Raw genomic sequence first — 12,775 nt, forward strand, 5'->3', positions numbered from 1 at the left:
TAGACTATGAACAATAATTAAATACAACCTCACTTAAACAGTGAGGTAGAGGCGCGATATTTATTAGTCCTTAGTGGAGTTTGAGAAGCAATGATGCTAGGGAGAAGGAAATATCGCCGAAGTTTGTAAATATTTCTCCGTATTACATGCTGGGTCTGCAGTGAACAATTGCAGGACTGTCCACTTTAAACGTCCCGGTTTATCGTGGTGTGCTATCTCATTTGGGTAAAGTAGAGGATTTAGGGCAACTATACAAATTGCGACCTGAGTTCATCTCAGATCTTTTTTGTAGGTTGTCCTTTTTTATTGTTTTTAAACATAAACTAAAAATAAAAGGAGAGAAATACAAGTGAAAAACAAATTAGCATTATTAACAATATTCATATCTGTCGTGCTATTTTTAGCAGCATGTGGAACGGATAATACAGAAAAAACGGGATCTTCTTCACAAGAAAGTGATAATACATTTACAGTTGGCTTGGAAGCTGGTTACCCACCGTTTAACTGGACTCAGCTTGACGATGCAAACGGTGGAGTGAAAATCTCTGGAAACGCAGAATACGCTGGTGGATACGATGTAGAAATCGCTAAAAAGATTGCAGAAGGTTTAGGGAAAGAATTAGTTGTTGTCAAAACAGAATGGGATGGATTAGTACCATCATTACAGTCAGGTAAAATAGATGCAATTGTTGCAGGTATGTCACCAACGGCAGAGCGCAAACAGTCAATCGATTTCTCTGATAATTATTACACATCGAACTTTGTAATGATTGTTAAAAAAGGCGGACCATATGAAAATGCTACATCTATTCAAGACTTTAGTGGAGCGAAAATCACTGGTCAATTGAATACTTCCCACTATGGTGTTATTGATCAAATCAAAGGTGTCCAAAAACAACCAGCGTCTGATAATTTCTCTGCAATGCGTGTAGCTTTGGAATCAGGTGTGATTGACGGGTATGTATCCGAGCGTCCGGAAGGTATTAGTGCTTCCGCTGCAAATGAAAATTTTGCAATGGTTGAATTTACAGATGGATTTGTTGCGGATGAAGAAGAAACAGCAGTAGCAGTTGGTCTTAAAAAAGGTAGCGAATTAACGGACAAGATAAATGAAGTATTGGCAAAGATTTCGGAAGAAGAACGTCAAGAAATCATGGACAAAGCAATTCTAAATCAACCAGCTGCTCAATAATGAAGACGAGCGAACCGGCTGCGACTTATTGCAGTCGGTTTTGATATATAAGGGAGTGAAAGTATGAGTATTGAGTGGATTATAACGATGGTTATTAATAATTGGCCACTGTTTCTTCGCGGAGCAGGTATGACACTCTTAATCTCCATAATAGGTACAATCATCGGTGCGATTATCGGTTTATTAGCAGGTGTTATTCGTACAATACCAACACCTGAGAGAAAAGTTAAAAGAGTTTTATTAAAAATAGTCAATATTATTCTATCAGTTTATATAGAGTTTTTCCGTGGAACACCAATGATTGTACAAGCGATGGTTATATTCTATGGGTCCGCAATGGCGTTTGGAGTAGATATGGACCGAACTGCAGCAGCTATCCTTATTGTATCCATTAATACAGGAGCGTATATGGCAGAAATAGTCCGTGGTGGAGTGATTTCTGTTGATAAAGGTCAATTTGAGTCGGCTCAAGCAATCGGTATGAATCATGTACAAACGATGCTTCACGTTGTATTACCACAGGTTATTCGAAATATTTTACCTGCAACAGGCAACCAATTTATCATTAATATTAAAGATACCTCTGTACTAAATGTAATAGGGGTAACGGAACTATATTTCCAAACTAAAACAGTTGCGGGAATGAGTTTCAAATACTTTGAACCATTTTTCGTAGCATGTATTTTGTATTTCGTTATGACGTTCACGGTAACATTAATACTACGTTATTTTGAAAGAAAACTAGATGGACCGGAAAACTACAGCATGATTGGTCAACCGGCACAAGTAGCTTTAACAAATACGAAAGAAAGCTAAGACGAAGGAGGAGCAATAATGGAAAAAGTAATTGATATACAACATTTAAGCAAATCCTTTGGAGCACGTGAAGTACTAAAAGACATCGATTTCTCTGTAAACAAAGGAGAAGTGGTTAGTATCATCGGTTCGTCTGGATCTGGTAAATCCACGCTTCTTCGTTGTATTAATCTATTAGAAAAACCAAGTGGTGGTCAAATTATTTACAATGGTGAAAATATTTTAGACGACAAACACGATATCCACGCTTATCGTACAAAGTTAGGGATGGTTTTCCAACAGTTTAACTTGTTTAACAACCATAATGTGTTGAGCAATTGTGTCGTTGGACAAATAAAAGTGTTAAAACGTTCTAAAGAAGAAGCAGAAAAAATAGCGATGAATTATTTAAAGGTCGTTGGGATGGATCAATACGTAAATGCAAAAGCAAACCAGCTATCTGGAGGGCAAAAGCAACGTGTGGCAATCGCTCGTGCACTTTCGATGGAACCAGACGTGATGTTATTTGATGAACCAACATCGGCACTGGATCCTGAGATGGTAGGAGAGGTTCTAAAAGTCATGAAGGAACTTGCTGAGTCAGGGCTTACGATGTTAATCGTTACGCATGAGATGGAATTTGCGAAAGAAGTTTCTGACCGTGTCGTGTTTATGGACAAAGGAGTTATTGCAGAAGAAGGAAGCCCAGAGCAAATTTTCAATAATCCTACACAAGAACGTACGAGAGAGTTTTTAAAACGTACATTAAAGTAAAAAAGGATATGACATCCATTTATGTTGAATCGTAAACGGATGTCTTTTTTTATAGAAAAAAAGTACGTAACCTTTTAGGGATAATGCGCCTTAAGATGACCGCTAGCCTTCGCACTTGCCGCACCTTGCATGAGCCAACTCGTGTTGCACACGAGTGGGTCTCATGACTGCGGCTCATGCGGCCCGGCGCGCTGCGGCAAAAATATTCGGCTTATTTTCATAGTGAAGACTCTTCCCGATAATGCGTAATATTTCTTACTGCTAGTATGCTAAGTAAATAGCAAGCTCTACTGGATTGTAGCGGAAGGGCGGCGACTCCAGTGGGATCAAGTGAGTAAGATGAGACTTCACAACGTACGCGCAAGCGTCGGTGAAGGCTCATCACTCACCCCACGGAAAGCGTCCGCCCTGCACGGAAATCCTAGCGGTAATCTCCTTAAGACGTATTATCCCTACACTGTCTACTTGTTATTATTCATTTTTCTATATTAATTGTAAAACATAATTGAAATTTACGCCCAACTAATTCATTATTAATAATAGACAGTCTTTTACCAAGAATTTGTGTAAAAGAAATATACTCAACGAAGGAAGAAACTTGTGAGAGAAGAGAATATTACTCGTATAAACTTAGACGGTAAAGAAATAATATTAATCGGAACAGCGCATGTATCTAAACAAAGTGCAGAACAAGTAAAAGAAGTAATTGAAGCAGAAAGACCAGATTCTGTCTGTATAGAACTAGATGACCAACGATATCAATCGGTGATGGAAGGAAGCAAGTGGAAAGAAACAGACATCTTTAAAGTGATTAAAGAAAAGAAAGCCACATTGCTTTTGATGAATCTAGCAATATCCTCTTTCCAAAATCGTTTAGCAAAGCAATTTGAGATAAAACCTGGGCAAGAAATGATTCAAGGGATTGAATCTGCTAAAGAAACGGGAGCAGAGCTAGTGCTTGCAGACCGCAATATTCAAATCACCTTTTCTCGGATTTGGCATAACCTTGGATTTATGGGGAAAGCACAACTACTTAACGGAGTAATCTTTAGTATTTTTAGCAAGGAAACAATCTCAGAAGAAGAACTAGAAAAAATGAAAACGCAAGATACGTTAAATGCCGTTCTTGCTGAATTTACGGAATCTTTCCCTAAGTTAAAGACTCCTTTAATTGATGAACGAGATCAATATCTAGCTCAAAAAATAAAAGATGCTCCAGGAAATAAGATAGTTGCTATATTAGGGGCTGCTCATGTCCCGGGTATCACGAAAGAAATACACAAAGAACATGACCTAGAAGCGTTGGTCGAGATACCTCCCAAATCAATTGTGCCTAAGATTATAGGATGGGCAATACCGGTCCTTCTTATCGCAATTGTTGTTTACACCTTTTTAGCCAACCCTACTGCTGGGTTAGATCAAGCTTTAAGTTGGATACTGTGGACTGGTACTACGGCAGCTATCGGAGCGGCTATTGCTTTGGCACATCCGCTTGCTATACTATCTGCTTTTGTGGCAGCACCAATTACTACATTACATCCTCTAATAGCATCTGGTTGGGTATCAGGGATTGTGCAAGCATATATTCGTCGTCCTAATATAGGGGACTTTGAAACTCTTTCGGAAGATGTATTTACGATAAAAGGTTTTTGGCGTAATAAAGTTACACGTATTTTATTAGTAGTCGTTCTAACTAATTTAGTTGGATCTTTAGGTACACTCTTAGGCGGCGCAGATGTTATTCGCTTATTCTTTAAAAATTTTTAAAAATCATAAAAGCCAGCTATTCCAAAGGATAGCTGGCTTTTCGTATTAGTTTTTCTTTTTAGTATCTGTTTCTTTGTCGTCTAACTTAAATTCTTCTGCTACTTCATCCACGATATCTTTTGTAGAGTTTTTGAATTCTTTTAACGTTTGTCCTACCGCTTTACCTAATTGAGGTAGTTTAGAAGGTCCGAAAACGATTAAAGCAATAACTAAAATGATGATTAACCCTGGTACACCGATATTTGGCATGGGATGTTCCTCCTCGAATAATAGGTTATTTTGCTAATTTTTCTTCCTCAAGTGCTCTTTTTGCTAGTTGTTTTTTATACGACCAGCTAGAAACAAGAATACTTATTTCAAAAAGTAATAGTAATGGAACAACGATGATAAAATCAGAGATAAAGTCTGGTGGTGTGATAGAAACTCCCACTACTACTAGTATAAAGTATGAAACCTTTCTCATTTTTCTCAATCGATCTGGTGTTATTATACCCAACTTTGTTAGGAATAAAATAATAACTGGCAATTCAAAAACAATGCCTACAGGAATAATTAAGTTAAACATAAATGTAAAGTATTGTTGCATTCCATAAGTTTCTAAAGCTCCTATAGAATCGTTGATACTAGACATAAAGTTCAACATAAGAGGAAAAAGAATAAAATAACTAAAACTTATCCCTGCTAAAAACAAAAAGAACGAAACGGGTATAAAGAAAATTGTTCCTTGTGCTTCTTTCTCCAATAAACCTGGTTTTACGAATAACCAGATTTGATACATTGCAATGGGTAAAGTGATTAAAATAGCTAAAATTAGAGCACATTTAACATAAATCATAAGACCATCTGTATAACCAAACACGTTCCATTCAACATGGGCGGCTGTAGGTTGTTTTTTTATAAAAGTTAATGTCTTTGGAGCAAGCCAAAATCCTAATGCAAGTGAAAGGATAAATGTTGTTGCTACAATGATAAGCCTTTTTCGTAGTTCTGTTAAATGTTCGACAAGTGTCAATTCTGGTTCTTGTGTCATTAGGTTTTACCACCCCATCTTCTCAAACAAAGTGAAGTTTGCTTTTATTTTATTAGAATTCATTTAGTCAAAAATAGATTTTACAGTGAGTAATATAGACTTACGTCACCTTCACATTATACTCTTTCCAGTGAATTTGTAAATAAAAGTACCCGCTATTTACTTAATAATTGATAAAAAACTCCTAAATTGCTTTATACGGCAATTTAGGAGTTTTTGATTTAGCTTTGAGCAACTTCGTCTTGGTAAACTGGTACCCAGCCTTCTGTTGTGACGAAGATTCGAACTGCAACTACTTTACGATCTTCCGAAAGTGTAAAGTAATGCGTAATATTTTCAGGAACAGAAATCAGGTCCCCAGGTGTTAAATGTACTTCAAAGAAACGCTCATCTTTTCCTTGGATGATAAACACGCCATGGCCGCTTACAATATAGCGCACTTCGTCGTCTGTGTGAATATGCTTGCGTTCAAAGTTTTTCAAAAGTTCATCTAAGTTAGGATTAGAATCAGATAACGAAATTATATCGGATGCTTGATAGCCACGACGTTCTGAAATGTCATCAATCTCCGTTTGAAAAGCTTGTAGAATTTCCACTTTTTCTGCATCGCTTAGATCAAATTTTTCACGAAGGTGTACCGGTAACTTTTCAATATCCCAATGTTCATAAACAACCTCTTGATCTTCTAAAAATGCTGCAACCTCGTTTTGTGCTTCAATTGTTTCATTTGTTCCCTGAATTTTAATGATAGCCATTTCAATCTTCCTCTCTTATTTTGATGTTATTTGAAGTAGTGCTAGTTGATACTGAAATAAAAACTCACAGGCTTCTAATAGTTTCTTTGCTTCGAAAACGTCTTTTCCCCAAACAGTGATACCGTGGTTTCGTATTAGTACGGCTCCTTTATCAGCATGTATATGGTAACAAAATTCTTCTGCCAGGCTTGGAATATGCGCGTGATTTGGAATGATAGGGATAGAGAGCAACGCATCCTCTTCCCATAAACCAAAAGCTTTAATAAGCTCTTGACCTTGAAAGTCAATTTTTCCCTCATCACCATATATTTCAGAAATAACATTATTCGCCACTGTATGTACATGAAGACTACATCCAGCTGATGTTTTGTCGTATATGGCACAGTGCAGTAATGTTTCTGCAGATGGTTTTAAATCGGTCTTTTCAACTGGAAGTCCATTAGTGTCTACGAGTAAGAAGTCTTCCATTGTCCGCTTCTTTTTATCTTTTCCACTAGCTGTCACTAAAAAGTGTAGTGGATGATTGCTCACTTTTATCGCTAAATTCCCACTAGTCCCCATGAACCAATCTCTTGCGGCTAGTTCGTCTTTAATGTCAGCTAATTCTTCCCATTTGTTTTGAAGTGCTGTCATATTTCTACACCTAATTTTGCATCTATTATGTTTATGACATCATGGAAACTTTCAAACGGTTCATATGGAATAAGAAGTTCTTCGCATTTTTCTATCAGGAAATCTCGTGCAATGACGATGTCTGCTAATTTAGCAGCTTCTAGATCTGTTATAGAATCTCCAATGACAACGCTTAATGCATCACTGTCTTGGAGCCTGCGAATAATAGATGGCTTACAGCAGCCACAGCCTTTGTTTGTACATTGCTCATCGCATCCATGTGGAAAATTAATCTGTATCGTATCCCCCGAAAAGTCCGATTCGTTACAATAAACATCGGAAAACGGTCCGAACGGCTCAAGCATTGGATTCACAAAAAAATCGATTCCGCCACTCACAATATAAAGCGAAATTTTGTTTTGTTTTGTATAAGAAACAAATTCAGCAAAACCTTCGCGAATTTGTGCTTGTTCTAGCAAAAAAGTTGTAATTTGATCTTTCAGTGAAACAGGAAGTAGTGCGAACATATCCGTGACACCTTTACGAATCGATTGCTTTTGTCCCAGAATATTCTCTTTGATCTGCAAATACTCGGGAGGAGCAAATTGCTTCATAATAGAGATAATATTATCTTGAGTCGTAATCGTGCCATCAAAGTCGCAAAAGATGACTAGTTTTTTCATTATGCTTACCCCCATAATTCGATTGCTGATTTGAGTTCAACATGCTGCTTTGCCGCTTCTGAAAGCGGAATTTCAGCTAGGACAGCTTCCACGGCTTGTCTGAAGGCAAGCCCACCGCCAATCGCACCAGTAGGATGTCCATGTATCCCACCCCCAGCATTAATGATGCTATCGATTCCATAATCTTGCATTAAAAGAGGTACTAAACTTGGATGAATACCTGCAGAAGGAACTGGAAAAGTTCTTTTTACAGAACTTGCTTTTGTTAGCTCTTCGCCTAGAGTAAGTGCCACTTTTTTCTCGAGTGCAACACTTCCATACGGAGAAGGAAATAACGAAAAATCAGCTCCTGCGTAGCGCGTTAATTTGCCAAGTAAAAGGGAAGTTGCGACCCCGTAAAATGGAGAAGAAGTGAAAGCCCCGCTATATGCAGGATGCGCCATAAGTGGTAATTGAATATCATCATCTTCAACAAGCTCTTGTAGTACGTCTAGCCCGTATGCATGAACATTTAGTAGCAAAGCATCTGCTCCAAGTTCTTTTGCCCTTCTAGCTTTTTCTCTTAACTTCGACGTTCGTCCAGATAAATTCACTGCATAAAGCGTTCGATGTCCAGTTTCTTCATAAACTTGCCGTAACACTTCTTTGGCAGTTGTTATTCGCTTTTCAAAAGGAGTTAATGGGTTGTCAAAAAGTATCTCATCGTCTTTTACAAGATCTACCCCTCCAAGCGCTTGATGTTGAAGTTGCTCTGCTAAATAATCGATATCTCGCCCAATAACCCCTTTGAATATACTCATGATTAGTGGTCGCTCATGTACATTTAGTATGTTTCGAATATGTTCGATACCAAATCTCGGTCCAGGAAACTTTGCTAAAAGCTCCGGTGAAAATTCTAAGTCTAATAGTTTCACTTCCCCGTCTAATGATAATTTGCCAAAAACAGTTGTTAAGATGGCAGGCAAATCTGCTGAAAAGTTGGCACTAGGATACTCTACTTTGATCTCTGCTTTCACTTGATCAGTCTTAGATGGGTGGTGTATATTTTCAAACTGCGTAATGGAAACAACATTCCCTTTATGCTGTTTTAATTGTTCTTGTTCCAGTAAAGGTAGGTCGGTCCATGAGCCAATCGTCAATCCTAAAGCGATGCCCTCTGCTTTTTTTTCGAATGATCCAGGATTTCCGTACAATTGATATACTGAAGTTACTCCACTCATAATTTCAATCCCCTTTTAAAAAAATCAAATTAAAAAAACCTCTTCAAATAAGAAGAGGTTAAATAGTTAACAACTTCTTATTTCTCAGTCAACCGACTGCAAGAATTAGCACCGTGTTCAAAGTATGAATCGGTTGCCGGGTATCATTGGGCTCGTCCCTCCACCTGCTCTAAATAAGAAAATATTATTCAATTGAAATTATTATTATTGTCAAATTACTAACGATTATTTCACGCAATAAGAAAAATGTCAATACAGTTTTTAGATTTTTATAAAATTTTAAAAAATATGTTGACGGAACTTTTTGAATTATGTTAGGATTCAAATCAACAATATAAAGTTACAAATAATAGCACTCTTATCAAGAGCAGGCTGAGGGTAATGGCCCTATGAAGCCCAGCAACCGACTGTAATTCCGTTGTGAGACGGGGCGCTTTTTTTGCGCCGAGATGAACATCTCGTAAGGCACGGTGCTAATTCCATCAGAAAGGGAACTTTCTGAAAGATAAGAGGCGAGAAGTCTCTTATTCTACGCCTCTTTCTTTGGAAAGAGGCTTTTTATTTTGTACAGGAAGGTAGAGAAGAATGACGGTAGTTACGAAAAAAGAGTATGAATCATTAACAGAAGAAAAGGCAATTTTATACGCAAAAAGGCTGGAGCTTTTTCCAAAAGACGCGGAGTTGGAATGTCGTGAAATCGGTGATGGGAATCTAAATTATGTTTTTCATATCAAAGAATTAGAAAGTGGAAAGGGAATCATTTTAAAACAAGCTTTGCCGTATGCAAAAGTAGTTGGTGAAAGCTGGCCTCTCACGTTAAAGCGTGCACTAATTGAAGCAAAAGCACTTCAAAAACATGGAGAATTTGCAGTGGGACTAGTGCCCAAAGTATATGCAGTCGATGAGGAATTGGCGATTACAGTGATGGAAGATTTATCACATTTGACTATTGCACGGGAAGGGTTGATCCGTCTAGAAGCCTATCCTAAGTTAGCATCCCATATAGGGGAATATCTAGCACAAACTCTATTTCATACATCTGATTTTGCATTACATCCATTTGAAAAAAAGAAACTAGTTTCCGAGTTTTCTAATCCGGAACTGTGTAAAATTACAGAAGATCTCATCTTTACCGATCCATTTTTTGACCATGAAACAAATGATTTTGAGCCTTCTTTACGAGAGGCAGTAGCAGCAATTTGGAGTAATGAACCTTTAAAGCTAGAAGTCGCAAAATTGAAGAAAAGTTTTTTGACAGAAGCGGAAGCATTACTTCACGGAGATTTGCATACAGGTAGTATTTTTGCGAGTGAAACGGAAACAAAAGTGATTGATCCTGAATTTGCCTTTTATGGTCCGGTTGGTTTTGATGTTGGATTATTTTTAGCTAATTTAATAGTTCAAACGATTACAAGAGATGGGGAACAACGGGAGGTAATCCTCCACCATATTGCAGAAACATGGGATGTGTTTTCTGCGGAGTTTTCAAAACTTTGGGATACGAAGGCAGTGGAATCGTATAAAGATACGAAAGGATTTAAGGCGTATGTTCTGGAGAAAGTTTTCCAAGATACACTCGGTTTTGCTGGTTGTGAGTTAATACGCCGTACAATCGGTTTGGCACATGTGAAAGATTTGGACGGTATTGAAGACGGTGAAAAAAGAACGGTTTCGAAAAAACAAGCTTTACTGTTAGGTGAAGTGTTTATATTGAAACGAAGAGAAATTAATTCTATACAAGCGGTAATTGAATTACTTGAGGAGCTGCACAAATGAGTATTCCCTTATCTATCAAATGGAACAATCAGAAGCTTGAAATATTGAATCAGCAGAAACTACCACTAGAAGTGGAATACTTAACACTTGAAACATTGGAAGATGTATACGATGCAATCATTACGTTAAAAGTACGAGGAGCACCAGCAATTGGTATAACAGCTGCTTATGGATTAGCCTCAGCTGCACAACATTACAACACAAATTCTTTGGATGAATTTCAGCAGTTATTAGTTAAGGATGCTTTGTATTTAGCAGGGTCTAGGCCGACAGCTGTCAATTTAGCTTGGGCTTTAGAGCGTCTGAAAGGTTCTAAACCGCTCACTTTAACTGTACAGGAAGCGAAGGGACGGTTGTTAGAAGAGGCTATTAGCATACACAAGGAAGACGAAGCTTCTTGCCGTAAAATTGGTGAATTTGCCTTATCATTGCTTGGAAATCATACAAAGGTTATGACCATTTGTAATGCCGGAACCATTGCAACAGCGAAATATGGAACTGCCCTAGCACCTTTCCATCTTGGTAAGGAACAAGGAAAAAAGTTTCAAGTATTTGCTTGCGAAACTAGACCAGTGTTTCAGGGTTCAAGACTTACTGTATGGGAGCTTCAACAATCTGGAGTAGATGTCACGCTAATTACAGATGGTATGGCTGCACATACAATCAGTGCAAAAGGGATAGAAGCTATTATCGTTGGAGCAGATCGAATAGCTACAAATGGCGATACTGCAAATAAAATTGGAACGCTTAACTTGGCTTTATTAGCCGCAGCATATCAAATTCCATTTTATGTAGCAGCTCCTATTTCGACGTTCGATTTAACGATTGAAAGCGGCAAAGCAATACCAATAGAAGAACGTCCAGCGGAAGAAATAACGCATGTTGCTGGGAAGCAGGTAGCCCCTCCTAATACAAGAGTATATAATCCTGCTTTTGACGTGACACCAGGCCGTTTAATAACAGCAATCATAACTGAAAAAGGAATCATTCATCCAGAATACAACAAAAATATTGTGACATTACTACGTACACAAAAAGGAGAAGAATCATGAAGACAAAAACAAGTTGGTTACTATCAATTTTATTGATCATCGGAATTATATTAACGGGTTGTCAGCCAAAGGGGAATGCGAAGGAAGAAGCATCCACTTCTACCAAAACAGAAACGTCAGAGAATCCACTAGTAGGCAAGAAAATTGCATTGATTTTACAGCAAAACCTTGGTACTTTTTCTGCACAATACATTGAAGGTGTTAAAGAACAAGTAGAAAAATTCGGTGGCACTGTTACCGTTTTTAACTCAGAAGGTGATTTAGCAAAAATGGCTTCCAATCTAGATGCGGCAGTAAATCAAGGCTTAGATGGGATATTAATTGATCATGGTACAAAAGAAGCGTTAAACCTAGGAGTTCAAAATGCTATTGATAAAGGAATCCCAGTAGTAGCATTTGATGCGGGTGTCGATGTAGAAGGAATAACAACATTAGAACAAGGCGATCAAAAAATGGCTGAAATGACATTACAAAAATTATCGGAAGATGCAAATGGTGAAGCGAACATTGTGAAAATTTGGGTTGCAGGTTTTGCCCCGATGGAAAAAAGACAAGTTGCTTACGAGAAGTTTTTATCGGAAAATCCGGGAATAAAAGAAATTGCTACTTTTGGAGCGGCGACACCAAATACTGCTTTAGATACACAAGCACAAATGGAAGCCATATTAAAACAATATCCAAATGAAGGAGATATTACGGCAGTTTGGGCAGCTTGGGATGAATTCGCAAAAGGTGCAGTTCGCGCGATTGAACAGGCAGGTAGAACAGATATTAAAGTGTACAGTATTGATATGAGCGATGAAGATTTGCAAATGATTCAAAAAGAAAATAGTCCTTGGGTTGCTTCTGCTGCCGTAGATCCTATGGATATAGGGCGTATTCAAGTACGCTACTTATTCCAAAAGATTAACGGAGAAAATCCAACAGCAAATGTTGTACTAGATCCAGTGTTTGTGGATGCTTCTAAACTTCCGGAAGAAACAGTGACGACTAATAGTTTACATGAGTTTGTCGAAGGATGGGGTGCAAGTGAACAAGGGTATACAGATGCATTAAAAGGGTTGGAAAATTAATAAACTCAACTACTAGCAGCTGTCCTGAAACAGGATAGCTTCTTTT

At 37.9% G+C, this 12,775-nt stretch carries 13 protein-coding genes and 3 riboswitches; of the genes, 7 read left to right on the forward strand and 6 right to left on the reverse strand.

Translation table 11 applies throughout. The annotated features are described in order from the left end of the window. The first annotated feature begins 38 nt into the window (after positions 1-38). Positions 39-223, forward strand: a riboswitch (Lysine riboswitch). A 126-nt stretch (positions 224-349) separates the two neighbouring features. The 4 genes from ACIQYS_RS06840 to ACIQYS_RS06855 all read left to right on the forward strand — a co-directional run bounded on the left by ACIQYS_RS06840 (position 350) and on the right by ACIQYS_RS06855 (position 4,528). Further along, positions 350-1,192 carry a transporter substrate-binding domain-containing protein gene (locus ACIQYS_RS06840; RefSeq protein ID WP_402976602.1) on the forward strand — a complete coding sequence of 281 codons (843 nt, stop codon included), beginning with the start codon at positions 350-352 and terminating at the stop codon, positions 1,190-1,192. Between the two features lie 63 nt (positions 1,193-1,255). Further along, positions 1,256-2,008 (forward strand): amino acid ABC transporter permease, encoded by a 753-nt coding sequence (locus ACIQYS_RS06845; protein WP_402976605.1) that lies wholly within the window; start codon positions 1,256-1,258, stop codon positions 2,006-2,008. Between the two features lie 18 nt (positions 2,009-2,026). Continuing rightward, positions 2,027-2,761 (forward strand): amino acid ABC transporter ATP-binding protein, encoded by a 735-nt coding sequence (locus tag ACIQYS_RS06850; RefSeq protein ID WP_402976608.1) that lies wholly within the window; start codon positions 2,027-2,029, stop codon positions 2,759-2,761. 600 nt (positions 2,762-3,361) lie between these two features. Beyond that, positions 3,362-4,528, forward strand: a complete 1,167-nt coding sequence (locus ACIQYS_RS06855) for a TraB/GumN family protein (RefSeq protein WP_402976611.1) — start codon at positions 3,362-3,364, stop codon at positions 4,526-4,528. Positions 4,529-4,573: 45 nt separating this feature from the next. Here the strand turns inward: ACIQYS_RS06855 and tatA are convergent, their stop codons facing one another. From tatA to ACIQYS_RS06885, 6 genes are all read right to left on the reverse strand, one after another. Next, a complete protein-coding gene (tatA, locus tag ACIQYS_RS06860) occupies positions 4,574-4,777 on the reverse strand; it encodes a twin-arginine translocase TatA/TatE family subunit (RefSeq protein WP_402976614.1) in 204 nt (67 codons plus the stop codon). A gap of 25 nt (positions 4,778-4,802) precedes the next feature. Further along, positions 4,803-5,558 carry a twin-arginine translocase subunit TatC gene (tatC, locus tag ACIQYS_RS06865; protein WP_402976617.1) on the reverse strand — a complete coding sequence of 252 codons (756 nt, stop codon included), beginning with the start codon at positions 5,556-5,558 and terminating at the stop codon, positions 4,803-4,805. A gap of 221 nt (positions 5,559-5,779) precedes the next feature. Continuing rightward, positions 5,780-6,313 (reverse strand): 1,2-dihydroxy-3-keto-5-methylthiopentene dioxygenase, encoded by a 534-nt coding sequence (locus tag ACIQYS_RS06870; RefSeq protein ID WP_402976620.1) that lies wholly within the window; start codon positions 6,311-6,313, stop codon positions 5,780-5,782. 15 nt (positions 6,314-6,328) lie between these two features. Next, positions 6,329-6,946, reverse strand: coding sequence for a methylthioribulose 1-phosphate dehydratase (locus ACIQYS_RS06875; RefSeq protein WP_402976623.1), 618 nt, complete (start codon positions 6,944-6,946; stop codon positions 6,329-6,331). After that, the gene (locus ACIQYS_RS06880; protein WP_402976626.1) at positions 6,943-7,608 is read right to left on the reverse strand and encodes a 2-hydroxy-3-keto-5-methylthiopentenyl-1-phosphate phosphatase; all 666 of its coding nucleotides are present in this window, start codon (positions 7,606-7,608) and stop codon (positions 6,943-6,945) included. Before ACIQYS_RS06880 ends, ACIQYS_RS06875 begins: the two co-directional genes overlap by 4 nt. 5 nt (positions 7,609-7,613) lie before the next feature. Beyond that, positions 7,614-8,828: a 2,3-diketo-5-methylthiopentyl-1-phosphate enolase gene (locus tag ACIQYS_RS06885; RefSeq protein ID WP_402976629.1), complete on the reverse strand. Its 1,215-nt coding sequence runs from the start codon at positions 8,826-8,828 to the stop codon at positions 7,614-7,616. Positions 8,829-8,902: 74 nt separating this feature from the next. After that, a riboswitch (SAM riboswitch) is annotated at positions 8,903-9,008 on the reverse strand. A 175-nt stretch (positions 9,009-9,183) separates the two neighbouring features. Beyond that, positions 9,184-9,340: riboswitch (SAM riboswitch) on the forward strand. Between the two features lie 73 nt (positions 9,341-9,413). Here ACIQYS_RS06885 and mtnK point away from each other — a divergent pair. Genes mtnK through ACIQYS_RS06900 form a run of 3 tightly spaced genes read left to right on the forward strand, consistent with a single transcriptional unit; the run spans position 9,414 to position 12,729 of the window. Then, a complete protein-coding gene (gene mtnK, locus ACIQYS_RS06890) occupies positions 9,414-10,604 on the forward strand; it encodes an S-methyl-5-thioribose kinase (protein ID WP_402976632.1) in 1,191 nt (396 codons plus the stop codon). Then, positions 10,601-11,656, forward strand: a complete 1,056-nt coding sequence (gene mtnA / locus ACIQYS_RS06895; protein ID WP_402976635.1) for an S-methyl-5-thioribose-1-phosphate isomerase — start codon at positions 10,601-10,603, stop codon at positions 11,654-11,656. Before mtnK ends, mtnA begins: the two co-directional genes overlap by 4 nt. Beyond that, positions 11,653-12,729, forward strand: coding sequence for a sugar ABC transporter substrate-binding protein (locus tag ACIQYS_RS06900; RefSeq protein WP_402976638.1), 1,077 nt, complete (start codon positions 11,653-11,655; stop codon positions 12,727-12,729). Before mtnA ends, ACIQYS_RS06900 begins: the two co-directional genes overlap by 4 nt. Positions 12,730-12,775 lie beyond the last annotated feature (46 nt).

This window comes from Psychrobacillus sp. NPDC096426 (assembly GCF_044762745.1).
Taxonomy (GTDB): Bacteria; Bacillota; Bacilli; order Bacillales_A; family Planococcaceae; genus Psychrobacillus.

What these genes read in the sequence shown, in the direction of transcription:
- ACIQYS_RS06845 (WP_402976605.1), top strand. Translation starts at nt 1,256, where the DNA reads ATGAGTATTGAGTGGATTATAACGATGGTTATTAATAATTGGCCACTG.
- ACIQYS_RS06850 (WP_402976608.1), top strand. Translation starts at nt 2,027, where the DNA reads ATGGAAAAAGTAATTGATATACAACATTTAAGCAAATCCTTTGGAGCA.
- tatA (WP_402976614.1), bottom strand. Translation starts at nt 4,777, where the DNA reads ATGCCAAATATCGGTGTACCAGGGTTAATCATCATTTTAGTTATTGCT.
- tatC (WP_402976617.1), bottom strand. Translation starts at nt 5,558, where the DNA reads ATGACACAAGAACCAGAATTGACACTTGTCGAACATTTAACAGAACTA.
- ACIQYS_RS06870 (WP_402976620.1), bottom strand. Translation starts at nt 6,313, where the DNA reads ATGGCTATCATTAAAATTCAGGGAACAAATGAAACAATTGAAGCACAA.
- ACIQYS_RS06875 (WP_402976623.1), bottom strand. Translation starts at nt 6,946, where the DNA reads ATGACAGCACTTCAAAACAAATGGGAAGAATTAGCTGACATTAAAGAC.
- ACIQYS_RS06880 (WP_402976626.1), bottom strand. Translation starts at nt 7,608, where the DNA reads ATGAAAAAACTAGTCATCTTTTGCGACTTTGATGGCACGATTACGACT.
- ACIQYS_RS06885 (WP_402976629.1), bottom strand. Translation starts at nt 8,828, where the DNA reads ATGAGTGGAGTAACTTCAGTATATCAATTGTACGGAAATCCTGGATCA.
- mtnK (WP_402976632.1), top strand. Translation starts at nt 9,414, where the DNA reads ATGACGGTAGTTACGAAAAAAGAGTATGAATCATTAACAGAAGAAAAG.
- mtnA (WP_402976635.1), top strand. Translation starts at nt 10,601, where the DNA reads ATGAGTATTCCCTTATCTATCAAATGGAACAATCAGAAGCTTGAAATA.
- ACIQYS_RS06900 (WP_402976638.1), top strand. Translation starts at nt 11,653, where the DNA reads ATGAAGACAAAAACAAGTTGGTTACTATCAATTTTATTGATCATCGGA.